22 protein-coding genes are annotated in these 22,598 nt (G+C 61.9%); 7 read left to right on the top strand and 15 right to left on the bottom strand.

Features of this window, described 5'->3' with window-relative positions; all coding sequences use genetic code 11:
• Nucleotides 1–12: 12 nt before the first annotated feature.
• Nucleotides 13–882, bottom strand: coding sequence for a uracil-DNA glycosylase (locus tag AC0L24_RS03210; RefSeq protein WP_256745691.1), 870 nt, complete (start codon nucleotides 880–882; stop codon nucleotides 13–15).
• 210 nt (nucleotides 883–1,092) lie between these two features.
• Nucleotides 1,093–1,737, bottom strand: a complete 645-nt coding sequence (locus AC0L24_RS03215; protein ID WP_473563407.1) for a hypothetical protein — start codon at nucleotides 1,735–1,737, stop codon at nucleotides 1,093–1,095.
• Nucleotides 1,738–1,747: 10 nt separating this feature from the next.
• Between AC0L24_RS03215 and AC0L24_RS03220 the strand changes: the two genes are divergently transcribed.
• The 3 genes from AC0L24_RS03220 (at nucleotide 1,748) to AC0L24_RS03230 (ending at nucleotide 4,365) form a co-directional block, all read left to right on the top strand.
• Nucleotides 1,748–1,894: a hypothetical protein gene (locus AC0L24_RS03220; protein ID WP_155930595.1), complete on the top strand. Its 147-nt coding sequence runs from the start codon at nucleotides 1,748–1,750 to the stop codon at nucleotides 1,892–1,894.
• Between the two features lie 63 nt (nucleotides 1,895–1,957).
• Nucleotides 1,958–3,637, top strand: a complete 1,680-nt coding sequence (locus AC0L24_RS03225) for an electron transfer flavoprotein-ubiquinone oxidoreductase (RefSeq protein ID WP_473563408.1) — start codon at nucleotides 1,958–1,960, stop codon at nucleotides 3,635–3,637.
• A 128-nt stretch (nucleotides 3,638–3,765) separates the two neighbouring features.
• A complete protein-coding gene (locus AC0L24_RS03230) occupies nucleotides 3,766–4,365 on the top strand; it encodes a DUF922 domain-containing protein (RefSeq protein ID WP_127269929.1) in 600 nt (199 codons plus the stop codon).
• A gap of 4 nt (nucleotides 4,366–4,369) precedes the next feature.
• Here AC0L24_RS03230 and AC0L24_RS03235 read toward each other — a convergent pair whose 3' ends face one another.
• The 5 genes from AC0L24_RS03235 to AC0L24_RS03255 all read right to left on the bottom strand — a co-directional run bounded on the left by AC0L24_RS03235 (nucleotide 4,370) and on the right by AC0L24_RS03255 (nucleotide 8,025).
• Entirely contained in the window at nucleotides 4,370–5,416 is a 1,047-nt protein-coding gene (locus AC0L24_RS03235) for an endonuclease/exonuclease/phosphatase family protein (RefSeq protein WP_473563410.1), read from the bottom strand.
• Between the two features lie 70 nt (nucleotides 5,417–5,486).
• Complete coding sequence (locus AC0L24_RS03240; RefSeq protein WP_245466279.1) at nucleotides 5,487–6,950, bottom strand: AMP nucleosidase; 1,464 nt, start codon at nucleotides 6,948–6,950, stop codon at nucleotides 5,487–5,489.
• Nucleotides 6,951–7,066: 116 nt separating this feature from the next.
• Nucleotides 7,067–7,261, bottom strand: coding sequence for a hypothetical protein (locus AC0L24_RS03245; protein WP_127292634.1), 195 nt, complete (start codon nucleotides 7,259–7,261; stop codon nucleotides 7,067–7,069).
• Between the two features lie 39 nt (nucleotides 7,262–7,300).
• Entirely contained in the window at nucleotides 7,301–7,459 is a 159-nt protein-coding gene (locus AC0L24_RS03250; RefSeq protein ID WP_023812838.1) for a hypothetical protein, read from the bottom strand.
• Nucleotides 7,460–7,683: 224 nt separating this feature from the next.
• Nucleotides 7,684–8,025 (bottom strand): DUF2147 domain-containing protein, encoded by a 342-nt coding sequence (locus AC0L24_RS03255; protein WP_127380042.1) that lies wholly within the window; start codon nucleotides 8,023–8,025, stop codon nucleotides 7,684–7,686.
• Between the two features lie 448 nt (nucleotides 8,026–8,473).
• On the opposite strand from AC0L24_RS03255, the gene AC0L24_RS03260 reads away from it, so the two are divergent.
• On the top strand, nucleotides 8,474–8,740 hold the full coding sequence (locus AC0L24_RS03260) for an SEL1-like repeat protein (protein WP_013532614.1): 267 nt from the start codon (nucleotides 8,474–8,476) through the stop codon (nucleotides 8,738–8,740).
• A gap of 392 nt (nucleotides 8,741–9,132) precedes the next feature.
• Nucleotides 9,133–10,254: an ABC transporter substrate-binding protein gene (locus tag AC0L24_RS03265; protein ID WP_127270990.1), complete on the top strand. Its 1,122-nt coding sequence runs from the start codon at nucleotides 9,133–9,135 to the stop codon at nucleotides 10,252–10,254.
• A gap of 88 nt (nucleotides 10,255–10,342) precedes the next feature.
• Here AC0L24_RS03265 and AC0L24_RS03270 read toward each other — a convergent pair whose 3' ends face one another.
• The 6 genes from AC0L24_RS03270 to AC0L24_RS03295 form a co-directional block, all read right to left on the bottom strand.
• Nucleotides 10,343–12,325, bottom strand: a complete 1,983-nt coding sequence (locus AC0L24_RS03270) for an acetyl/propionyl/methylcrotonyl-CoA carboxylase subunit alpha (RefSeq protein ID WP_473563411.1) — start codon at nucleotides 12,323–12,325, stop codon at nucleotides 10,343–10,345.
• A gap of 286 nt (nucleotides 12,326–12,611) precedes the next feature.
• Nucleotides 12,612–12,980 (bottom strand): hypothetical protein, encoded by a 369-nt coding sequence (locus AC0L24_RS03275; RefSeq protein WP_127269365.1) that lies wholly within the window; start codon nucleotides 12,978–12,980, stop codon nucleotides 12,612–12,614.
• 195 nt (nucleotides 12,981–13,175) lie between these two features.
• Entirely contained in the window at nucleotides 13,176–14,783 is a 1,608-nt protein-coding gene (locus AC0L24_RS03280; protein WP_473563412.1) for a carboxyl transferase domain-containing protein, read from the bottom strand.
• A gap of 2 nt (nucleotides 14,784–14,785) precedes the next feature.
• Nucleotides 14,786–15,949, bottom strand: a complete 1,164-nt coding sequence (locus AC0L24_RS03285; protein ID WP_127810903.1) for an isovaleryl-CoA dehydrogenase — start codon at nucleotides 15,947–15,949, stop codon at nucleotides 14,786–14,788.
• Between the two features lie 66 nt (nucleotides 15,950–16,015).
• The gene (locus AC0L24_RS03290; RefSeq protein WP_127321262.1) at nucleotides 16,016–16,666 is read right to left on the bottom strand and encodes a TetR/AcrR family transcriptional regulator; all 651 of its coding nucleotides are present in this window, start codon (nucleotides 16,664–16,666) and stop codon (nucleotides 16,016–16,018) included.
• A 59-nt stretch (nucleotides 16,667–16,725) separates the two neighbouring features.
• On the bottom strand, nucleotides 16,726–17,010 hold the full coding sequence (locus tag AC0L24_RS03295) for an acylphosphatase (RefSeq protein ID WP_127396809.1): 285 nt from the start codon (nucleotides 17,008–17,010) through the stop codon (nucleotides 16,726–16,728).
• A 160-nt stretch (nucleotides 17,011–17,170) separates the two neighbouring features.
• On the opposite strand from AC0L24_RS03295, the gene AC0L24_RS03300 reads away from it, so the two are divergent.
• Complete coding sequence (locus AC0L24_RS03300) at nucleotides 17,171–18,163, top strand: bifunctional helix-turn-helix transcriptional regulator/GNAT family N-acetyltransferase (protein ID WP_127810902.1); 993 nt, start codon at nucleotides 17,171–17,173, stop codon at nucleotides 18,161–18,163.
• A gap of 34 nt (nucleotides 18,164–18,197) precedes the next feature.
• Here the strand turns inward: AC0L24_RS03300 and AC0L24_RS03305 are convergent, their stop codons facing one another.
• Nucleotides 18,198–19,310, bottom strand: a complete 1,113-nt coding sequence (locus AC0L24_RS03305) for a pyridoxal phosphate-dependent aminotransferase (protein WP_127810901.1) — start codon at nucleotides 19,308–19,310, stop codon at nucleotides 18,198–18,200.
• A gap of 108 nt (nucleotides 19,311–19,418) precedes the next feature.
• Between AC0L24_RS03305 and AC0L24_RS03310 the strand changes: the two genes are divergently transcribed.
• Nucleotides 19,419–21,098 (top strand): tetratricopeptide repeat-containing sulfotransferase family protein, encoded by a 1,680-nt coding sequence (locus AC0L24_RS03310; protein WP_127397409.1) that lies wholly within the window; start codon nucleotides 19,419–19,421, stop codon nucleotides 21,096–21,098.
• Nucleotides 21,099–21,262: 164 nt separating this feature from the next.
• Here the strand turns inward: AC0L24_RS03310 and AC0L24_RS03315 are convergent, their stop codons facing one another.
• On the bottom strand, nucleotides 21,263–22,450 hold the full coding sequence (locus AC0L24_RS03315; RefSeq protein WP_127397410.1) for a porin: 1,188 nt from the start codon (nucleotides 22,448–22,450) through the stop codon (nucleotides 21,263–21,265).
• Nucleotides 22,451–22,598 lie beyond the last annotated feature (148 nt).

Here is a 22,598-nt window from a genome sequence, read left to right on the forward strand (position 1 = left end):
GAGATTGGCCAATCACCCAAGTGCGCGCAGCTTCGCCTTGACTTCGAGAAAATCCCGCCACGCCAGCTTCTTGTGCGACGGGGTTCGCAGGAGATAGGCCGGATGCAGCGTCGGCATGGCCGGGATGGCGATGCCGGACGCCGTCGTGTGGGCGCGCCAGTTGCCGCGCAGCCGCAATATGCCTTCCGAGGTGTTGAGCAAGGTCTTGGCTGACGGGCCGCCAAGGTTGATCAGCACCTTCGGATTGACCAGTTCGATCTGCCGCTCGATGAACGGCCGGCAGATCTCGGTTTCGTGCGGCGTCGGCGTGCGATTGCCCGGCGGCCGCCAGGGAATGACATTGGCGATATAGACTGAAGTACGGTCGAGCCCGATCGCCGCCAGCATGCGGTCGAGCAGCCGGCCCGATCGGCCGACGAAGGGCAGGCCCTCGATGTCCTCGTCGCGGCCGGGTGCCTCGCCGACCAGCATCACGGCGGCGTCCGGGTTGCCGTCGGCGAACACCAGGCTCTTGGCGGTGGCCTTGAGATTGCAGCCCTCGAATGCCGCCATGTGCTGGCGAAGCTCGTCCAGCGTCGTTGCTGTCGTCGCTAATTGGCGAGCCAGTGCCGCCTGCGCTTCGTCGGGAACGGTGGCCGACGTTGGGCGCGCAACCGGCGGCGCACTTGATCTGTCACCTGGTTCGGGGCGAGACATATTCGTCGAACGCTGCGGTGCGGCGATATCGCCCGAAGACGCCGCCGCGCGCTCCATGGGCTTTGGCGCAACCTCGGCGAATCGGTTCACGGGCTGGTCTTCAAGCGCCTCGTCGACGCCCACGCTGGCATAAAAGGCCAGCAAGTCGGCGATGTCAGGTCTGTTGTTTGGGGAAGCGGCAGTCATGCCGGCACATTCATCCGCGCGAGCACGATTTGCAAGTTTGTGATTGGCGAAAGCGGTGATGACAGCCAATCTCCCTCCTTGAGGGGGAGATGGCCGGCAGGCCAGAGGGGGTCGTCGCGCGTAGAGCGTCAACCTCCTCTGTCGGCGAAGGGGAGTCGCGTCCGGTCGTGCCGCCCCTCGAGGGGGGAGAGCGCGCCCCGCATCCGCGCCTCATCCCGTCGGTATGCGTGGATCCTGCACGAGGTAAAACGTCCAGCGCGGCGTGTAGTCGGTCATCAGGAATTCGAACCTGGCGGTTTTCACCGGGTCGACCTTGCCATTCCCGAACAGCAGCCGGTCATAGGGTTCGAAATCGCGATCGAAATCGGCGAAATTGCTCGATAAGATATTGTCTGGCGTCTTGTTGCGCTGGTCGAACGAAAGCCCGTCGCCGAACACGCTCGGCCGATTCAGGATCTCCTGCAATTCGAACTGGAATTCGACCCAGGCCTGGCCGCTGTTGTTGAGCACCTCGATGCGCATATACATCATGCCGTTGGCGAATTCGCCGGCCTTGCCGAAGGCCTGGATCGGCTTTGTCGTGCGGATCGTCAGCGTCACCGGTGTTGACGAATTCAGCTCTTCGGTGATGACGAACGGATCGTCCTTCGTTCCGATGCCCGAGGCGCCGGTGATTTGGAAGCCGCCAAGCTCGTCGGAGAAGGAGTAGGCGCCTGCCGCCCAGACCTTCACTTCGTCGGCGGCAGCGTGATGCGGCGCCAGCATCAGAAGGGCCAAAAGGAGCGCCCGGCGGATCCGGCCGGGCGGGAAAAGAAAGCGCGTCGATGAAAAGCCGGCTGGCCCAGGAATGCGCATGGCGTGAAGTATGGCCGATAAGCAAGCCGTCGAACAATTAAAAACGCGCGCCTCGCAGGCAATGCCGGGCGAAAAGCAGTCTTCCAGCCTCGCAATGCGCGACTTTTTGGCCAAAACGGCATTGTCACGTATGCGCCGGTTTCCTGTCGTCAATTGATGCGCTATGCAGCGCGGGAGCCAGCAAGATACCCGAATGGGATAAGCCAGTGCGGAGGGGTTGATGAGCGACATCGAACGCGAAAGCATGGAATTCGACGTGGTTATCGTCGGTGCCGGACCGGCGGGCCTCGCCGCCGCCATCCGCCTCAAGCAGGTCAATCCCGAGCTTTCGGTCGTCGTCCTGGAGAAGGGCGGTGAGGTCGGCGCCCATATCCTCTCCGGCGCCGTTGTCGATCCGATCGGCATCGACCGGCTCTTGCCGGGCTGGCGCGACGAGGACGGCCATCCCTTCAAGACGCCGGTCACATCAGACCATTTCCTGGTCCTTGGTCCTGCCGGCTCGTTTCGCCTGCCTAACATGCTGATGCCGCCGCTGATGAACAATCACGGCAACTACATCGTCTCGCTCGGCAATGTCTGCCGCTGGCTGGCGACCAAGGCCGAAGCGCTCGGCGTCGAGATCTATCCGGGCTTTGCCGCTGCCGGCCTGCTCTACAATGAGCAAGGCGCCGTCACCGGCGTCGTCACCGGCGACATGGGCATCGAGAAGGACGGAACGCACGGTCCGGGTTTCGCACCCGGCATGGCGCTGATGGGTAAATATGTGCTGATCGGGGAGGGCGCTCGCGGCTCGCTCGCCAAGCAGTTGATCGCCAGATACAAGCTTTCCGATGGCCGCGAACCGGGCAAATACGGCATCGGCCTGAAGGAACTCTGGCAGGTCAAGCCGGAGAACCACCGTCCGGGCCTGGTCCAGCATTCCTTCGGCTGGCCGCTTGACTTGAAGACCGGCGGCGGCTCGTTCCTCTACCATCTCGAGGACAATCAGGTGGCGGTCGGCTTCGTCCTCCACCTCAATTACAAGAATCCCTATCTGTCGCCCTTCGAGGAATTCCAGCGCTTCAAGACCCATCCGGCGATCAGCGGGACGTTCGACGGCGCCAAGCGCCTCGGCTATGGCGCGCGCGCAATCACCGAGGGCGGCTGGCAGTCGGTGCCGAAACTCTCCTTCCCCGGTGGTGCGCTGATGGGATGTGCGGCGGGCTTCGTCAACGTGCCGCGCATCAAGGGCTCGCACAATGCCGTGCTGTCCGGCATGCTGGCGGCCGAGCATGTCGCAGAGGCGATCGGTGCCGGGCGCGCCAACGACGAACTCGCTTCCTACGAGGAAGCCTGGCGCGCGACCGACATCGGCAAGGATTTGAAGAAGGTGCGCAACGTCAAGCCGCTGTGGTCGCGCTTCGGCACGATCGTCGGTGTCGGCCTCGGCGGCCTCGACATGTGGCTGAACACGCTGTTCGGTGTCTCGCCCTTCGGCACGCTGAAGCATGGCAAGGCCGACTATGCGACGCTCGAGCCTGCCGCCCGGCACAAGAAGATCGCCTATCCGAAGCCAGATGGCGTGCTGACCTTCGACAGGCTGTCCTCGGTGTTCCTGTCCAACACCAATCACGAGGAAAACGAGCCGGTCCACCTGCTTGTCGGCGACATGGAACTGCAGAAGCGTTCCGAGCATGATGTCTTTGCGGGCCCCTCGACGCGCTACTGTCCGGCCGGGGTTTACGAGTGGGTCGACAAGGATGGCAATGCCGCCGCCGATCCCACGGCCAAGGATGTGCGCTTCGTCATCAACGCGCAGAACTGCGTCCACTGCAAGACATGCGACATCAAGGACCCGAACCAGAACATCAACTGGGTGCCGCCACAAGGCGGAGAAGGCCCGGTCTACCAAGGCATGTAGGCCCGCGCCGGCCACAGCGTGCAAAGGCCCCGACGACGGCTCGGGTCTCCCGTGGCAAGTGAAACATTAGGACTGTTGAAACTGCCGCGCGCTTATGGTTCCATTCCTTGACGATAAGGAGATGGCCAATGCGCCTGGCGGTTCTGGCATGCCTTGTGGCGATCGCTGCGCTGTTCGGTTTGGCTTCGGCGGCCTCGGCCGGCACCAGGGTGGTGGTCAAGACGCGGACCTACGACATCACCGGGAACACGGGGCTGGCGCTGATGCAGGCTATGGACCGCAAGGGGCCGAAGCACGGCTTCATGACGCACGCCATCGCGTTGACCGGCTACGCAGTGGATTGGGACCTTGACACCAGCCAGGACAATGGCGTTTGCCGCTTGCGGCGCGCCAACGGCACGCTCAATCTCTTCTATACGTTTCCGCGTGTCGCCTCGGCCACCACGCCGACGCTCCGGAAGCGATGGACGCGGTTCTTCGCCGGCGTCCGCGCCCATGAGGAAACCCATGGCCGCATCGCCAGGGAGATGATGCGGGCCACGGAAAGATCGATCTCCGGCCTCAGGATTGCCGACGACCGGTTCTGCTACAAGACACGTCGCGAGGCACAGCGACGTATCAAGGCCACCAATGCCGCATATGAGGCCAAGCAGCTCGCTTTCGATGCGCGCGAGCATCGCGATGGCGGCCATGTCCAGCATCTCGTCATCGCTTTGGTCAGGCCCTGATCCTTCAGCCTGGCGTCTTGCCGGTCTGGCTTATGGCCGCGGTCGCGGTTTCATGTTCGTCGAGCGGCTTTTGCTGGTTCAGCCTGAGTGAGAACTCCACCATGACCGGAAGGTGATCCGAGCCGGTGTCTTCCAGCCGTGTCGCGGAATGGATGGTCACGCCGCCCTTGCTGAAAACCTGGTCGATCGGCAGGCCGGCGAAGCGCCGCAGGAAGTCCGGCAGCTTGATGTGGATCCAGGTCGGACCGGCGGACGGCATCACGGTCAGCCCGCCAAGCGCCGCGACCCGCCGCACGGCAGCACTCCATGGCGCGGCATTGCAGTCGCCCGCCATGATGGCCGTCTCGCCGAGCGCGGAAAGCGGCTCCGTCAACTCGCCGATCTGCCAGTACTGCTCGCGTGGCCACGGCCAACTGAGGTGGATCGCCGCGACATCGACGTCGATCCCGCCGAAGTCGACGGTCGCTGTCGCCATGGCGCCGCGCCTTTCGCAACGCGCCTCGGTGCCCGCGGCAAAGGGCCTCCGCGAGAGCAACGCGACGCCGAATATGCCGTTGGGATAGGGACAGAGGATCCGGTATGGATAGGCGCTGCTGATATAGCCAAGCTCGGTCGCCCACATCGCCGATACCTCGTCGAGGGTGATCACGTCGGGATTGGTCCGGCCGATCAGCGACAGCACCTTCTTCGGCGTCGGATTGTCGTAGCGCAGGTTCATCTGCAGCAGCTTGTAGATCGCGCGGTCTTCGTTCTTGGCTTCATAGGCGGCCTGAACCGGCCACAGGCGGGAGAAGGACAGCGACCCGGAAGTGGTGGCGAAGGCCGCCACGGCAAAAAGCAGTGCCACGGCCGCCTGCAGGCGAAATGTCGTGGCCAGCAGCGGCAGCGCGCAAAGAGCCATCAGCACGGCAAGGTGGACGCGGAAATGCGAGAAGGAATCGAAGGCGGGATGCAGCGTTCCGAAAAACCCGGCCACCAGCGCGATCGAACAGGCCAGCATTGCCAGGAATGCAACCGAAATCAGCAATGTCCCGACGCTCGCTCTCTCCATGCCGCCTGCTTATCGGCAGAAATGCGGCCCAATCAAGATGAGAAATGCCGCCGCGATGCGTGGCATCGGCCTACTGGAACGCCGTTTCCGAAAAACTTCTGAGCTTGCGCGAATGCAACCGCTCCATCGGCATTTCCGCGAGCTTCTCCATCGCCCTGATGCCGATGGTCAGGTGCTGCGCCACCTGGCGCTTGTAGAATTCGGTCGCCATGCCGGGCAGCTTCAACTCGCCATGCAACGGTTTGTCCGAAACGCACAGCAGCGTGCCGTAGGGAACGCGGAAGCGGAAGCCATTGGCGGCGATGGTCGCCGATTCCATGTCGAGTGCGATGGCGCGAGATTGCGACAGACGCTGTACCGGGCCACGCTGGTCGCGCAGTTCCCAGTTGCGATTGTCGATGGTGGCGACGGTGCCGGTGCGCATGATGCGCTTCAGGTCGTAGCCGGAAAGGCCGGTGACTTCGGCGACGGCTTCCTGCAACGCCACCTGGATCTCGGCCAGCGGCGGGATCGGCACCCAGACCGGAAGATCGTCGTCCAGCACATGGTCCTCGCGCACATAGGCATGCGCCAGCACATAGTCGCCAAGCGCCTGGGTGTTGCGCAGGCCGGCGCAGTGGCCGAGCATCACCCAGGCATGCGGCCTCAGCACCGCAATATGGTCGGTGATGGTCTTGGCGTTGGAAGGCCCGACGCCGATATTGACCATGGTGATGCCGCCATGTCCCGATTTCTTCAGGTGATAGGCCGGCATCTGCGGCAGGCGCGGCGGTGCAACGCCTTCGCTAGGCGCGCTTTGCCCGCTCTTGGTGATGACATTACCCGGCTCGACGAACTCCGTGTATCCGCCGCCGCCATTGGCCATCAGGTCGCGGGCGCGGGCGACGAACTCGTCGATGTAGAACTGATAATTGGTGAACAGCACGAAGTTCTGGAACTGCTGCGGCGTGGTTGCCGTATAGTGCGACAGCCGGTGCAGCGAATAATCGATGCGCTGCGCCGTGAAGGGCGCCAGAGGCCTCGGCTCGCCGAAGGCGACTTCGAAGGTGCCGTTGGCGATCTGGTCGTCGGTGCCATCGAGATCCGGCACGTCGAACAGGTCGCGGATCGGCCGCTTGATGCGCTCTGCCGTCGCGCCGTCGACATGGGTGCCTTCAAGGAAGGCGAAATGCAGCGGGATGGGTGTGGTCGATTCCGACACCGTGACCGCAACCCCATGATTGCGCATGATCAGGCGCAACTGCTCGACGAGGTAGCTTTCGAACAGGCCCGGCTGGGTGATGGTGGTGGAAAAATGCCCGGGCGTCGGCATATGGCCATAGGCCTGGCGCGAGTCGATCTGGGTGAACGAGTTGGTGGTGACACCGATCTCCGGATAAAAGGCCCGGTAGCGCTTGCCATTGTCGCCGCCTGCTGCCGCCAGCTCTGCGAAGGAGTCGCGCAGGAATTTGGTGTTGCGGTCGTAAAGCGCCTGCAGTGCCTTGACGGCTTTCTCGGCGCTATCAAAGCTTTGCCGGCCAAAAGGCTCCGGCATGACGACAGATTCGATGGCTTGTGGGTAGATTCGCTTTTCCATGGCTCAATATAGAGAGTTGGATCGGCACTTGGGAGGGGTGTCGCGACCGAAGGCGGCCAAAGCGCCGTTTTTCTTCAACCGCGCTGCAGGCTGACCAGGAGCACAAAGCCGACGCCGGACTTCTTCAGGGCTGGTGCGTCGATCGTCGAGCCGGCATCTGAGCGCATCATCGGCACGGCCAGAACCGGAGCGGCCAGAACCGCCAGGATAAGCGCCGCCCGCGGCAGAAGCCGAAGTGTCTTGAGAGCGTTGGCGGCGATGCGGTTCATGGTGTTTCAGCTTTTCTTTTCGAGGTCTTGGTTCTTTGTTCAGTTGCGAAGATGGGTGGGGCAGGCGAGGCGGCAGGTTCTGGAACTGGCTTCGTCCCAGGCGCGGGCCGGACGGCCCGCTTCGGCGACGAGGATGGCGAAGAACATTCCAAACAGGCTCACCAGCAGGCAGACGATGGTGAAGCGGCGAGCAAGCATTGGGTCGGTCTCCTTCAACACGCCGGAGAATGCCCTGATGCAACTGAACCGGCTCTGATGCCGGCGTTCATCTGCCGTTCAAGATGATTGACGGGGTTTCGACGGCGCCGGCGTCGGTTTGGATAGCCGCCGGCGGGTATCGAGCATCACCGGTGCAGGATGTGTCGACAAAACGAAAACGGGGCCCGCTGGGCCCCGTCCTCATGTCGCAAGGATGCGCTCGATCAGAGCTTGTGCCAGGTCTGGCTCTTGCAGATCAGCCCGCCGAGCACGCAGCCGCTCATCTTAAGAGAGGTGCCCGACAATGTCGCCTTGCCCGAATAGGTCTTGTCGTTTGCCGGATCGGTGATGTTGCCGGCATATTTGTTGTCGCCCGTCGCCTTGAGCGAGCCGATGGTCTTGCCGGCATATTTCCCGGACTTGAGCGTGATGGAAAACGAGCTGCCGCCGGCGATGGCCGCGGTTTCGCCGGCCTGCGTCTTCCAATTGCCTTCGATCGGATCGGCCCATGCCGCACTCGCCACGATCAATGTGGCCGCAAGGGCCAGGCTCAGTTTTCGAAACATGTCTTCCTCCCTGTGGATGTCCGGCCGGATGCTCCGCCTCGCCGGTCTGCCGCTTACGCAAACGTAAGCTAATCCAGCTCCCGGCAAAACAAAAGCGGTGCCGTAGCGGAACACTTTGGGATTTTGCAGCCGCCTGAAAGCGCCTCCTCGACGATGAAATGAAACGATCGGCGCATCGCCTTTGTCTGCCGTGGTTAGCGAAGTCTTGCCCCCGCGCGAGAAAACTTTCGTCAAATTTGAGGGAAGCAGGCTGAATTGCTGGGTTTGTATCCTTAACGAATTTCGGCGTTTACCTCTTGTTTTAGCTTTGTTTTCCTCAAATTAAGCACGCCATTTAACGACGGATTCAAGCCTGCACGGCATTCTCGAAAGCATCGGAAGAGCAGCCGGCAAGACGAAAGAAGGCAGCTCTCGGGAGCCTGACAGGGCCGGAAAACAGGGGATTGAAATGGCACGTTTTGAAATGCTTGAAGCAGGTTTCGGCGCCATGGGAGCAACTGCTCAGGCCGACATCCTTTTCGAACTGGGCATGATGTATGCGACCGGCCGCGATTGCGAGACCGATGTCGTTGCCGCCCACAAATGGTTCAACATCGCCGCAATCAAGGGCTCGGCCCGCGCCGCCGAGCTGCGCTCGGAACTGTCGGCCGCCATGTCGAAGGTCGAGATCGCCACGGCGCTGCGCGAAGCCCGCGAATGGATGACCATGCACTGAAATCTGCCAATCGCAGACAGATCCATCGAAGACAGGGAAGCTCCGGGATCAAGGCCGCACAGACGGCCAGACCCGGCGAAATTGAAGGCCGCGCAAGACGGTCACGAAGGCAAGGGAAAGAACGCGGCAGGCCGCAAGGCCCAGTCGTGCGCGACACAGGGAAGCTGAGCGGATTTTTAGGCGCGGGGGCGCCTGGAGATTGCTCGACGGGCAAAAAAGCCGCGACCAGCCGGAACAAGGCTGGCGTGGCTTTTTGCGTGGATGACGTCTTGCAGGCCCAATCGAGCGGCGCCAATGCGCCTAGACAGGCCGAATGAAGGATGAAATTGTCCGGCCTCTCTGGAAGAAGCGCGGCCGGGGCGGCCGCGCGTGAGTGGAGGAGTTCTACCATCATGAAAAAATTGAGTATTTTGAACGCGGCCATATTCGGCCTGATGTTGAGCACGCCGGTCGCATTCGCAGACGACATCACCTTTGCGGTGGTGGGCCCGATGACAGGACAGCTCGCCACCATCGGCGATCAGTTCAAGCAGGGCGCACAGGCTGCCGCCGATGCGATCAACGCCGCGGGCGGTGTCGACGGTCGTCAGATCAAGCTGAGCATCGAAGACGACCAATGCGATCCCAAGCAGGCCGTGTCGGTTGCCAACCGCGTCGTCGCCGATGGCGTCAAGTTCATCGACGGCCATGCCTGCTCGGGTTCCAGCATTCCGGCATCAGCTGTCTATGCCGAAGCCGGCGCCTTGATGATGAGCCCGGCCTCGTCAAACCCGGTGCTGACCGATGCGGCAGCCAAGGCCGGCTGGCCGACGATCATGCGCCTTTATACGCGAGACGACGCGCAGGGCGCCTTCATCGGCCCATGGATCGCCAAGAAGTTTGCCGGCAAGAATGTCGTCGTCCTGCATGACAAGAGCGCCTACGGACAGGGCGTGGCTGACGCCGTCAGGGCAACGATGAATGCCGGCGGCCTCAAGGAGGTCTATTATGACGGCATCAACGCTGGCGAGAAGGACTATTCGGCTCTCGTCACCAAGCTCAAGGATTTGAAAGCCGACGTTGTTTATTTCGGCGGCTATCATCCTGAAGCCGGCCTGATCCTGCGTCAGTCGGCGGAACAGAACCTGAAGTTCCAGCTGATCATGCCGGACTCCATCGCCTCGCCCGAATTCTGGCAGGTTGCCGGCCCGGCCGGCGAGGGCACCATGTTCGTCTTCCCGTCGGATCCCCAGGCAAAGCCGGAAGCCAAGGCAGCCGTCGAGAAGATCAAGGCCGGCGGTTTCGTGCCGGAGGGCTTCACGCTGTTCTCCTACGCCACCATCCAGGCTTTCGCTGAAGGCATCAAGCGCGCCGGCAGCGACGACCCGGCCAAGGTTGCCGAAGCGTTGAAGAACGGTACGCCGATCAGCACCGTTGTCGGTGATGTCACCTTCGACGAGAAGGGCGACCTCAAGAATGCCAGCTACGACATCAACCAGTGGCATGACGGCAAATACGCGCCGATCGCGCAGTAATCGCCACCCTGGCGACTGGATGGCATAGAGAATGGCCGGGTTCATCCCGGCCATTTTTTTGCTTCCCCTGTCGTGGCCTTCCGAACCGTCAGCTCACTGCTGTGGTCGCGGCGTTGTGCTCCTCGACGAACCGCACCAGCACCGTTCCGTCGGTGACCTGTGCGCCCTCTGTGGCGATCTCGGCGATCACGCCGTCATGCGGCGCGGCGATGGTGTGCTCCATCTTCATCGCCTCGAGGATCAGCAGCGGCTGGCCCTTGATCACCGTATCGCCTTTTCCCACGCGCACCAGCTTGACCAATCCCGGCATCGGCGCACGCAGGCTGCCGGTGCTTGCCGCCGCCTCATCGGCCCGTGCCAACGGGTCCGGCACGGCGAAGGTGTAGCCAACGGCGCCTTCGAACACGGTGATATGGCCTGGCCAGCGGGCGAGGCGCGGCGTGGCGCGAAAATCATGCGAATTGGTGTCGCCATAGGGTTTGTCCAGCGCGACCTGGAATCGTCCGTCCGCCCGCACCGAAACCTTCGCCGCGATATCGTCTTCGCCGAACTTCAGCCATGTGCGTCGCGCCACGCTGTGGAAATGGGCATAGCCGACAAGCGACGACCACGGATCGTCGGATGACGGCGATGCTCCGGCCCCGGAGGCCGCAAGGGCGGCGGCAGCAATGGTTTCGTCGCTCGGCGGCGGGACGGTCGTCAAGGTTTCTTGGTGTCTGCCAATCAGGCTGGTGTCGACATCGCCTGCAGCGAAATCCGGATCGGCGGCCAGAGCGGCGAGAAAGGCGGTGTTGACCGTCGAGCCGGCGATCTCGGTCCGGGATAGCGCCGCGCCAAGCGCTCCCAGAGCCGCCAGCCTGCCCTTTGCGTGGACGACCAGCTTGGCGATCATCGGGTCGTAATAGGGCGAGATGGCGTCACCCGCCCGCACGCCGGTCTCTATGCGCATTGTGGCGCCTTCGGAGGCTGCGTCTGGAAATTTCAGATGATGCAGCGTGCCGGTCGCCGGCAGGAACCCTTTTGCCGCGTCTTCGGCATAGATGCGCGCCTCGAAGGCATGGCCGACGAGCGCGATCTCGCTTTGCGTCTTCGGCAGCTTTTCGCCGCTGGCGACCCGCAACTGCCACTCGACCAGGTCGGTGCCGGTCACCATCTCGGTGACGGGGTGCTCGACCTGCAGACGGGTGTTCATCTCCATGAACCAGAAGCGGTCGGCTTTCAGGCCCTGCGAGGCATCGACGATGAACTCGATGGTGCCGGCGCCTGAATAATTGATCGCCTTGGCGGCCTTCACCGCCGCATCCGTCATCGCCTTGCGCAAAGCCTCGGTCATGCCGGGGGCCGGCGCTTCCTCGATCACCTTCTGGTGGCGGCGCTGCGCCGAGCAGTCGCGCTCGTAGAGATGCACCACATTGCCGAAATTGTCGCCGAACACCTGCACCTCGATATGGCGCGGCTTGTCGACATATTTTTCGACCAGCACACGATCGTCGCCGAAAGCAGCTTTCGCCTCGCGCCGTGCGCTGGACAACGCTTCGGAAAACTCATCGGGATGCTCGACCCGGCGCATGCCCTTGCCGCCGCCGCCGGCGCGCGCCTTGATCAGCACGGGATAGCCGATCTCGCGTGCCTTGGACGCAAGCAGCACGATTTCCTGTGCCTCGCCATGGTAGCCCGGCACGACCGGCACGCCGGCCTTTTCCATCAGCCGCTTGGCGGCGTCCTTCAGCCCCATGGCACGGATCGAGGCCGCCGACGGGCCGATGAAAATGAGCCCCGCCGCCACCACCTGGTCGACGAAATCGGGATTTTCCGACAGGAAGCCGTAGCCGGGGTGAATGGCTTGTGCGCCCGTTGCCAGGGCCGCGGCGATGATCTTGTCACCGCGCAGATAGCTTTCGCTGACGGGCGAGGGGCCGATATGCACCGCCTCGTCGGCCATCTCGACATGCAGGGATCTCGCGTCTGCATCCGAATAGACGGCGACAGTGCGCACACCCATCTTGCGCGCCGTCCGGATGACACGGCAAGCGATCTCGCCGCGATTGGCGATCAGGATCTTGGCGAACATGGAGCCTCCGCATGTAAGGTTCGAAGTCCATGGGAAGCAGGGCGCTTGAACACCCCCCTCTGTCCTGCCGGACATCTCCCCCGCAAGGGGGCAGATTGGCAGCTTTGCCCTCGCTGCGAACTTTCAGTGTTGGAATTTGGCGAAAGCGATAGCGACCGTCGATCTCCCCCCACGTGGGGGAGATGTCTGGCAGGGCAGAGGGGGGTACTGTCCCGTGAGCGATTCCAGCCCTCGGCGTAGAGCACTCCCTTACCAAGGGAGTGCTCTACCTTGCGGTCGGTAGTATCTATTTCGATGACGAAATTGCGCAGCCGCCACTCGCGGTCTTGAGCTTCCACCTTGTCAAGCCGGCCTGGCAATTGCGCAGCGCCGTCTCTTCCGCCGCCTTCTGGGACGGCGCGTTGAGCTTCGTCCCGCAGACAATGTAGAGGTCGACGACACGCGAATAAAAGGTTGTAGCGTAGGCCGAATGACCGCTCGCCGCGACATAACCCTTGTAGGCAACGTTGCATTCGCCCGAACCCAAGGTCGGCGGAAAACGCACGTCTCCCTTGCGTCCTGCGAGCGATTCCGCCGAGCCGGCGTCGGTCGCTGTTAATATTAGAAATACAGAAAGTATCGAAGCAGCCGTTCCCTGGCAATATTTCAGTTTCATTTCCAGCCCGTCCCCATTGCCCCATGCTGGATAAGCAGTAGCGAATATTTTGCCTCGCCGCCAGTTCACTGTTTGAGAATCGAAGCCGCTTATGCTGATGAATCGATTGGCCCATACAGTTCAGCCTTTTCGCACGGCAGCAACGGCCTGCCGCTATAGTTCCGCCGTTTGGCCGTCGAAGTTGACCGTCCATTCTCACATCCGAAACACGCCAAAGCGCGTGTCCTCGATTTCGGCGTTGAGCGCAGCGGACAGGCTGAGCGCCAGCACGTCGCGGGTCTTCGCAGGGTCGATGATGCCGTCGTCCCAGAGGCGTGCGGACGAATAGAGCGGATGGCCCTCATGCTCGTATTTCATCAGGATCGGCTTCTTGAATTTCGCCTCCTCCTCGGCGCTCCATTCCCCGCCCTTGCGCTCGATGCCTTCGCGCTTGACCATGGCAAGCACCGTTGCCGCCTGCTCGCCGCCCATCACCGAGATGCGGGCGTTCGGCCATATCCACAGAAAGCGCGGCGAATAGGCGCGGCCGCACATGCCGTAATTGCCGGCGCCGAACGAACCGCCGATGATGATCGTCACCTTTGGCACGCGGGCGGTAGCGACCGCCATCACCAGCTTGGCGCCGTCCTTGGCGATGCCGCCCGCCTCGTATTTTCTGCCGACCATGAAGCCGGTAATGTTCTGCAGGAACACAAGCGGGATCTTACGCTGGCAGCATAGCTCGATGAAGTGCGCGCCCTTCACAGCGCTTTCGGAAAACAGCACGCCGTTGTTGGCGATGATGCCGACCGGCATGCCATGCAGATGGGCAAAGCCGGTGATCAGCGTGGTGCCGTAATTCTGCTTGAACTCGTCGAATTCGGAACCGTCGACGATGCGCGCGATCACCTCGCGGACGTCATAGGGCTGGCGCAGGTCAGTAGGCACGATGCCGTACAGTTCATCCGCGGGATGAAGCGGCGGAATCGATTTCTGTAAGTTCAGACTTACAGTCTTGTTCCGATTCAGGTTTTTGACGATGCGTCGGCAAATGGCGAGCGCATGGTCGTCGTCGAGTGCATAGTGGTCGGCAACACCGGAAAGCCGCGTGTGCACATCGGCGCCGCCGAGATCCTCGGCGCTGACGTCTTCACCAGTGGCCGCCTTCACCAGCGGCGGACCGCCGAGGAAGATGGTCGCCTGGTTGCGCACCATGATCGTCTCGTCGGACATCGCCGGCACATACGCTCCGCCCGCCGTGCAGGAACCCATGCCGCAGGCGATCTGCGGAATGCCTGCGGCGGACATGTTGGCCTGGTTGTAGAAGATGCGGCCGAAATGCTCACGGTCGGGAAACACCTCGTCCTGGTTGGGCAGGTTGGCACCGCCGCTGTCGACGAGGTAGATGCAAGGCAGATTGTTCTGCAGCGCGATCTCCTGCGCCCGCAAATGCTTCTTCACTGTCAGCGGATAATACGTGCCGCCCTTCACCGTGGCATCGTTGACGACGACCATGACCTCGGTGCCTTCGACGCGGCCGATGCCGGCGATCATGCCGGCCGAAGAGATCTCCTCGCCATACATCGACCATGCCGCGAACTGGCCGATCTCGAGGAAGGGCGAGCCGGTGTCGAGCAACTGGGCGAGACGCTCCCGCGGCAACAGCTTGCCGCGCGAAACATGCCGCTCGCGCGCTTCATCCGAGCCGCCGCGCTCGACGGCCGCCGCCTTCTCCGCAATGTCGGCGACCAGCGCCCGCATGCGCTCGGCATTGGCGCGGAATGCCTCGGAGGAAGGAGAGATCTGGGTTTGCAATGTGGCCATACCTACACCCCCTCCGCCATGATCTCGCGCCCAATCAGCCAGCGGCGGATTTCGCTGGTGCCGGCGCCGATCTCGTAGAGCTTGGCGTCGCGCAGCAGGCGGCCGGTCGGATAGTCGTTGATGTAGCCATTGCCGCCAAGCAGCTGGATGGCGTCGAGCGCCATCAGCGTCGCCTTCTCGGCGGCGAACAGCACGCAGCCGGCGGCATCCTTGCGTGTCGTCTGGCCGCGGTCGCAGGCAGCGGCAACGGCATAGACATAGGCGCGCGCGGCGTTCATCGTCGTGTACATGTCGGCCAGCTTGCCCTGCACCAGCTGGAACTCGCCGATCGCCTGGCCGAACTGCTTGCGCTCATGCACATAGGGGATCGCCACGTCGAGGCACGCCGCCATCAGGCCGATCGGGCCGCCGGCAAGCACGGTACGCTCATAGTCAAGGCCCGACATCAGCACTTCGACGCCGCGCCCTTCCTCATGCAGCACATTGTCGAAGGGCACCTCGACATCCCTGAACACCAGTTCGCCGGTGTTGGAGCCACGCATGCCGAGCTTGTCGAGCTTTTGCGCCACGGAAAATCCGGCCATTGCTTTCTCGACGATGAAGGCGGTGATGCCGCGCGATTTCAGATCCGGGTCGGTCTTGGCGTAGACGACCAGGGTCTCGGCGTCAGGCCCGTTGGTGATCCACATCTTGGTGCCGTTGAGCACGTAGCGGTCGTTGCGCTTTTCGGCACGCAGCTTGAGCGAGACGACGTCCGAGCCGGCGCCGGGTTCCGACATCGCCAGCGCGCCGACCCGCTCGCCCGAGCACAGTGGCGGCAGGAATTTTTCCTTCTGCGCTGGCGTTCCCCAGCGGTTGATCTGGTTGACGCAGAGATTGGAATGAGCACCATAGGAGAGGCCGACCGAGGCCGAAGCGCGTGAAATCTCCTCGACGGCGATCACATGCGCGAGATAGCCCATGCCGCTGCCGCCGAAATCGGGATCGGCCGTGATGCCGAGCAGGCCGAGCGCACCGAGTTCACCCCACAGATGCGCCGGAAATTCGTTCGAGCGATCGATGTCGGCGGCGATCGGAGCGATCCGGTCCTGGGCGAAGCGCCGCACCAAGTCGCGCAGCGCCTCGATCTCCTCGTCATGCCCGAAGCTGAGTGTGTTCGTGTACATGCCGTTCCTCCCCGCGCATGACCCCGAAAATCGACTTTGATTTTCGGAAAGGGATCATGCGCAAAATCAAAATGCTACAGCGTCCTTTGCGCGTCCGAAGGGACGCGCGGCGCTGTAGGTGCCGATCCTCGCGCCAACCAGGCGCATTGTCATTGAAAGATATGTCGCGGTCACTTCGGCGATCGACAGGCGTTCGCCCGGCCGAAACCAGACGATGACGCCAGTCATCATCTGGATCAGTGCCATGGCGGTCAGCCCGGTGTCGTCGATGCTGAAGGTGCCCGTCTCGGCGCCATCGCGTAAAATAGTGCGCAGTTCCTTTTCGTAGGCAGTGCGCATGCGCAGGATCTGCGTCAGCCGTTCGGGCGACAGGCTGCGCAATTCCATGTTCGACACATGCGTGGCGTGCCGTCGCTCGATATGAAAGGCGATGTGATTGCGCACATACGCCGAGAGCAGTTGCGCCGAATCTGCGTCCGCCGGGCGGGCTGCTTCCCATGCTGTGGCCAGACCCTCCATGTGCTCGCGCATCAGCGTGAACAGAAGCTCTTCCTTGGTTGGAAAATAGCGGTAGAGCGCGGCCGCCTGGACGCCGACCTCGGCGGCAAGCTGGCGCATCGACATTGCTTCGTAGCCAAACCGCGCGATGAGGTTGACCGCCGCCCCACGGATGGTCGCTTCGGTCTTTTCGCCATCGGATCCGGTCGTGCGCGCCATGTCAGCTCCTCTGTGGAGTGATAATAAAACGAACGTTCGATTAATTCAAGGCGGCGCGCTCAGGCAATGATCCTGAACCCGACAAGAGCGTGTTGTGTTGCCAGGTCCTCGACGTCGACCCTGGAGACCGAAGCCCCGGCCGGCCCTTTCCAGAGGCGCTCGATCATTGTCGAGACCGCCTCATCGAGCCCAGCGATCTGGGCCGTTACAGACCCATCCGCCTCATTGCGGACCCAGCCCGCAAGGCCAAGGCTCGTGGCCTGATCCCGAGCCCAGGCCCTGAAGCCGACGCCTTGCACATTGCCGTAGACCCGCGTCAGCACTTCCCTGCGACGATCAGCCATGAATCTCTCCAAGCCTGTCTCGTTTTGAATCTGGCGCGTGGCGTGAGGAATGCAACCTGGGAACTGCGCGCGAGCGCAATCGCTGGCCTCTCTGGCCCAAAATTTAATTGACTCCGTCCACTAATTTTGGAAAATACGGCTGCCTCAGGAGTGGCTGCGGATGTTGGACGAACGCAACGCATTGGTGGCCGATGTCAGGCGCTTCAATCGCTTCTACACGCGCACCGTCGGCCTTCTCGACGAGACGCTGACACAAAGTGCATTCACTTTGACCGAGGCGCGCGTGCTGTTCGAGCTGGGTCACCGCAGCAACCCGGCTTCCGCCGAAATCGCGGGCGAGCGAGGTTTCCTGGCTGGTGCTTTTCGGCTGGAGAATGGCCCGGCGGCCTCCGAAATATCAAGACAGTTGCGTGTCGATGCCGCCTATCTGACGCGGATCCTGCGCAAGTTCGCGGGCCAGGGGCTGACCGAGGCCAGAACGGACCCGGCTGACCGGCGTCGAAGGGTCCTCTCGCTGACCTCACGAGGCGAGGCAGCGCTTGCCAGACTGCAGGCGGCGGCCGATCGGGACACGGCGCGGCTGATCGAAAGCGTCCCCGACGACAGGTTGCATGAACTGCGCAGCGCCTTGCGCAAGGCGGGGGAATTGCTGGGCGATCCCACCCGTGACAGCAGCGAGGTGACGTTGCGGCCGCATCGCGTCGGCGATGTCGGCTGGGTCGTGCAGCGCCAGGCCCAACTCTATGCCGAGGAATATGGCTGGACGATCGAGTTCGAGGCCATGCTCGCCGAGATCGGCGCCGATTTCATTCGCAATTTCGTGCCCGGCCGCGATTTCTGCTGGATCGCAGAGCGCGGTGGTGATCCGGTCGGCGCGGTGTTCCTGGTTCATCAGGACGACGAAATGGCCAAGCTGAGAATGCTGCATGTCGAGGCGTCGGCGCGCGGCCTCGGCATCGGCAAACGACTGGTCGCGGAATGCGTGAACCAGGCCCGGGCTTGCGGCTACGCCAAGCTGGTGCTGTGGACCAACGACATCCTCGTCGCCGCGCGCGCGATCTACGAAAGTTCCGGCTTCAGGCTGGTCTCGCAGGAGCACCACCACAGCTTCGGCAAGGATCTGACCGGCCAGACCTGGGAAATGGATTTGTAGGCTGCTTTGCAGCTGGTTTGCTTGCAGACGGAACCTAATTTCCCCGCGCTGTTGCCAGCGCGCCAGGCAACTCCTCGGCAAGAATGTCGAGCTCGTGATCGAGACCGACGCTGATGCGGATGCAGCGGTCGAGCCGTGGCACCATGGGCTTGCGGATGAAGACGTCGCGTGACAGCAGACCTTGCAGAACTTTCAGCGCGAAAGCGCCATCGCCGCCGCAATCGATGGTGACGAAGTTGGTCGCCGACGCCAGCGGCTTCAGCCCGTTCGCTTCGGCAATGCCTGCGATGCGTCGGCGGCCGGCCGCGACCCGCGCCACCACGCTTTGCAGATAGTCCTGATCGGCGAGCGCCTCGACGCCGGCGATCTGCGCCATGCGGCTGACACCATAATGGTTGCGGATCTTCTCGAAGTCGCGGATCACCTGGGCCTCGGCGATCGCATAGCCGCAGCGTATGCCCGCCAGCCCGTAAGCCTTCGAGAAGGTGCGCATGCGGATGACGTTTGGCCTGGAGATATCGATCGGCGGCATCGCCGAGGCCGGCCCGAGTTCGCCATAGGCCTCGTCGAGCACCAGCATGGTGGTTCGCGGCAGCGCCTCGGTGAAGCGGATGATCTCGCTCGCCTCCCACCAACTGCCCATTGGATTGTCGGGGTTGGAGAGATAGACCAGCGGGGCCTTGTCCTTGCGCACCGCCCCCAGCAGGCCATCCAGGCTTTCCTGGTCGTTCTCGTAAGCGACTGTCACCAGCCGCCCGCCGACACCGGCAATGTGGAAGTTGAAGGTCGGGTAAGCGCCGAGCGAGGTAACCACCGCGTCACCAGGCGCGACATACATGCGTGCCACCAGGCTGAGCAGGCCATCTATGCCTTCGCCGACAACGACGTTCTCGGCCTTTACGCCGTGATGCGCGGCGACCGCCACCTTCAGATCGTGATTGTCGGGATCGCAATACATCCACATGTCGCCGGCGATCTCGGCCATCCGGGCTGTGACGCGCGGCGAGGGACCAAAGCTGCTCTCATTGGCGCCGATGCGGGCGCGAAAAGCGCGGCCACGCTCGCGCTCCTGCGCTTCGGGGCCGACAAACGGCACCGTCGAGGGAAGCGCTGCGATGAGTGGCATGAGGGGAGGGCGCTGGTGCATGGTGGAAGCTCGCTTGAAAAGGGCCTTCTTGCTAGCGTGGAGGCATGTTCGGTGCAAGATGACAATGCCGCACTGGATTTCGCCGATCCGTTTTGTTAGCAGAATAGAATGAGCAACCGATTGCCGCCCGCTTGGGCCAAGCACCTTAATACCCAACTAGCGCCGAAGGGCGCACCGCCGAAGATTGGGCAACCGAAACCTAAGCCCGCAAAGGCAGCTCCGTCTCGCCCTCAGGCCACCGATATGATGTTGAGGCAGGCGCTCGAATTCCAGCAAGAGAATCGATTGCCTGAGGCGGAAGAACTCTGTCATCGCGTTCTGGCGAGAACGCCCGAACATCCGTTGGCCCTTTATATACTTGGGACGCTGGGGATCGGGTACGATGACGAAAAGGTCCTGCGGTATTTTGCTCGGGCGATCGCGCAGGAGCCTCTAAACCCCTACTATCACCTAAGCCTCGGTCAAGCCTATTTGAGGCTCAGCGAGTTTACACCAGCGATCAAACACATTCAGCACGCATTGGCATTGAAGCCAGATCTGGTGGAAGCGCTTTGCGCCTTGGGCGATGCATACAATTCGTTTGACAAGGGGGAAATGGCGCTGCCTCTCTTTGAGAAGGCGCTCAGGGTCGATCGAGATCATCCTATGGCCCGATTGGGGCTGCCTCGTGCGCTGGCAAGCCTCGGCCGCATGGACGAAGCCGCGGTTCATCTCAAAGAGGCAATAGATCGGCGCATCGCGATACCTGCTGCCTACAATTCACTTGTACGCACGCACAAATTCACTGAAGAGCCACCAGAACTCGCTGCGATCCTGACGGAGCTTCAAGACCCTGACCACGGGTCTAAGGGAGCGACGGCGCTCCATCACGCAGCCGGAAAGCTGCTCAACGACCTCGGTCGCTACAAGGAGGCGATGAAGCACTTCAAAAAAGGAAATCAAGCCGGCGGCAGCAGGTTCGATCTTCAATCCTATCGTCGTTGGGTCGACGCCCTGATCGAAACCTTTACACCGGATTTGGTGGCTTCAAGGGCTGCTTCTGGCAATGTCTCGGAGTTGCCCGTGTTCGTAGTCGGGATGCCTCGCTCGGGAACGACACTGACTGAGCAGATCTGCGCCAGCCATCCCTATGTTCATGGTGCTGGCGAGTTAACAAAGCTTAGGCGCACATCGAATGGGCTCGATCTTAGGTATGGATCCGGCATAAGCCCGGGTGAGGCGATCGCATCGATGACGCCACAGCTGTCCAGGGCGCTGGCTGCGGAACATCTTGCCTATCTGCGCGAGCGGGCCCCCGATGCGCTTCGAATTATCGACAAGATGCCTCACAATTTCGAGCTGGTCGGCCTTATTGGCGTTCTTTTCCCCAACGCCCGCATTATTCATTGTCGCCGCGACGCCATTGACAACTGTATCTCTTGCTTTGTCCTGCAATTCAATGAAGCGCATAGCTACAGCGCCGATCTGGAGACACTGGGGCTTTACTACAGGGAGTATGATCGCCTGATGCGGCATTGGGACAAGATTTTCCCGGGCCGTATCTTCGAAAACCGGTACGAGACGTTGATTGAAAATCAAGAACAGCAGTCGCGCTGTCTCATAGATTATCTCGGACTACCCTGGGACGATATCTGCTTGCGCTTTTTTGACAGGGGCGGCTCCGTAAACACCTATAGCAATTGGCAGGTGCGCCAGCCGATCTATAAGTCTTCCGTCAGGCAGTGGAAGAATTACGAAAGCGAGATCCAGCCCTTGATCGAGGCCCTAGGCGATTTGGCCCATATCTGATCTGGAAATCCAGGCATCGTCAGTGCACACCGCGTCGCCTGCTCCGGCAATCCGGGCAGTCCATCCATTGAGCAGGTCGACACCTGCAAGATCTAAAAGAGGCGCGACGGCCGAAAAACCCGGCGGTTGCCCGCCGGGTTAGATTTTCGGCCAGGCTCGGTCCGTTAGAACGAGCGCTGGAAGCGGAGGAGGCCGCCGACGCTGTTCTTCTTGTCGGCCGGAGTCCAGGCGACGTTATCCGTGCTGCCCTCATCGAACTTGCCGGCATGAAGATAGTCAACTTCGGCCGTGACGGTGAAGCCGGGAACGATGTCATAGGCAACGTTCGCTGCGACGCCGACGTTCTTCCAGTCATCAGCAGACGCCTGAAGGTTGAACGAGGTCTTCTCGTTGAACTTGTAGGTGCCACCGCCCCACACTGCCCAGTTGCCGCCCCACTGCTTGTAGAAGCCGCGACCGCCCGCGGGCTGATTATAGGTCGGGTCGTTGAGGTTGTCGTCGGTGCCATAGCCACCCATGATGAACAACGACAACTCGTTGGAAACGTTCACATCCAAGCGAACTTTGCCGGCGACTTCTTCGTAGTTGCTGTCATACGCAACGACACCGGTGATCGCGCCCCAGCCCTGGGTCCACTTCACGCCGCCGACAACATGCGGAACATAGCTATCGATCGTGCCAACGCCATACTTGCCGTTGCCAAGATCGTCGACGGAGCCGGCGCCCGAGCCTTCTTCGAGCGAGAGCACGGCCGAGAACCCATTGCCTGCGTCGAAATAGTACTGGACGACGTTGGTGTCGAAGTCGCCGTAGGGAACCAGCGTATCCTGGATGACATTGCCGGCGTAGCCGATGAACGTATCGAAGGCCGATTCGTCCTTACCGACGCGCAGACCGCCAAGTTGGATCCAGGCGAAGTTCAGCGATACGTCCTTGTTGTGCGCATCGTTCGGGCCAAAGTCGGGATCACCGTTGCTGTTGCCGAAATTGAAGCGGGTCTCGGTGTAGGTCTTCAAGGTGCCGAGCTCGGTCTCCTGGCCGGTCCAGGTTTTGAGCGTGAAGCGGGTGTTCTTGTACCAGGCTCCCTGGTTCTTGCCGTCCTGCACGTCATTGCTGCGAGCACCATCGAACGAGCCGACGTCGCCAGCACCGATGTCGTAACGGACATAGCCGCCGACGCGCAGGCAGGTTTCGGTGCCGGGGATGTAGAAGTAGCCAGCGCCGTAGACGTCACAAATCTTGACGTATTCAGCGGGTTCCGGCTCGGCGACGACGACGGCGTCGGCGGCGCGCGCACCGGAAACTGCGATCAGGGCCGCAGCGGAGCCGAGGAGAAGGCTCTTGATGTTCATTTTCTGACCTCCAGTCAGAATCGAGAGCGGAGGTCGGCAAAAACCAGCTCTCAGGCCTTTTTTTCTTTATGTTTCAGGTGGATAGGTAAAAATGCCTTCAGCGGGCTCTGTTCGCCAAAACCGTTTACTGGCGAAAGCCTTGCCCGAT

Source organism: Mesorhizobium sp. WSM4809 (assembly GCF_055811655.1).

Coding starts and splice junctions, on each gene's coding strand:
- AC0L24_RS03210 (WP_256745691.1), bottom strand. CDS start 882: ATGACTGCCGCTTCCCCAAACAACAGACCTGACATCGCCGACTTGCTG.
- AC0L24_RS03215 (WP_473563407.1), bottom strand. CDS start 1,737: ATGCGCATTCCTGGGCCAGCCGGCTTTTCATCGACGCGCTTTCTTTTC.
- AC0L24_RS03220 (WP_155930595.1), top strand. CDS start 1,748: ATGGCCGATAAGCAAGCCGTCGAACAATTAAAAACGCGCGCCTCGCAG.
- AC0L24_RS03225 (WP_473563408.1), top strand. CDS start 1,958: ATGAGCGACATCGAACGCGAAAGCATGGAATTCGACGTGGTTATCGTC.
- AC0L24_RS03230 (WP_127269929.1), top strand. CDS start 3,766: ATGCGCCTGGCGGTTCTGGCATGCCTTGTGGCGATCGCTGCGCTGTTC.
- AC0L24_RS03235 (WP_473563410.1), bottom strand. CDS start 5,416: ATGGAGAGAGCGAGCGTCGGGACATTGCTGATTTCGGTTGCATTCCTG.
- AC0L24_RS03240 (WP_245466279.1), bottom strand. CDS start 6,950: ATGCCGGAGCCTTTTGGCCGGCAAAGCTTTGATAGCGCCGAGAAAGCC.
- AC0L24_RS03245 (WP_127292634.1), bottom strand. CDS start 7,261: ATGAACCGCATCGCCGCCAACGCTCTCAAGACACTTCGGCTTCTGCCG.
- AC0L24_RS03250 (WP_023812838.1), bottom strand. CDS start 7,459: ATGCTTGCTCGCCGCTTCACCATCGTCTGCCTGCTGGTGAGCCTGTTT.
- AC0L24_RS03255 (WP_127380042.1), bottom strand. CDS start 8,025: ATGTTTCGAAAACTGAGCCTGGCCCTTGCGGCCACATTGATCGTGGCG.
- AC0L24_RS03260 (WP_013532614.1), top strand. CDS start 8,474: ATGGCACGTTTTGAAATGCTTGAAGCAGGTTTCGGCGCCATGGGAGCA.
- AC0L24_RS03265 (WP_127270990.1), top strand. CDS start 9,133: ATGAAAAAATTGAGTATTTTGAACGCGGCCATATTCGGCCTGATGTTG.
- AC0L24_RS03270 (WP_473563411.1), bottom strand. CDS start 12,325: ATGTTCGCCAAGATCCTGATCGCCAATCGCGGCGAGATCGCTTGCCGT.
- AC0L24_RS03275 (WP_127269365.1), bottom strand. CDS start 12,980: ATGAAACTGAAATATTGCCAGGGAACGGCTGCTTCGATACTTTCTGTA.
- AC0L24_RS03280 (WP_473563412.1), bottom strand. CDS start 14,783: ATGGCCACATTGCAAACCCAGATCTCTCCTTCCTCCGAGGCATTCCGC.
- AC0L24_RS03285 (WP_127810903.1), bottom strand. CDS start 15,949: ATGTACACGAACACACTCAGCTTCGGGCATGACGAGGAGATCGAGGCG.
- AC0L24_RS03290 (WP_127321262.1), bottom strand. CDS start 16,666: ATGGCGCGCACGACCGGATCCGATGGCGAAAAGACCGAAGCGACCATC.
- AC0L24_RS03295 (WP_127396809.1), bottom strand. CDS start 17,010: ATGGCTGATCGTCGCAGGGAAGTGCTGACGCGGGTCTACGGCAATGTG.
- AC0L24_RS03300 (WP_127810902.1), top strand. CDS start 17,171: ATGTTGGACGAACGCAACGCATTGGTGGCCGATGTCAGGCGCTTCAAT.
- AC0L24_RS03305 (WP_127810901.1), bottom strand. CDS start 19,310: ATGCACCAGCGCCCTCCCCTCATGCCACTCATCGCAGCGCTTCCCTCG.
- AC0L24_RS03310 (WP_127397409.1), top strand. CDS start 19,419: ATGAGCAACCGATTGCCGCCCGCTTGGGCCAAGCACCTTAATACCCAA.
- AC0L24_RS03315 (WP_127397410.1), bottom strand. CDS start 22,450: ATGAACATCAAGAGCCTTCTCCTCGGCTCCGCTGCGGCCCTGATCGCA.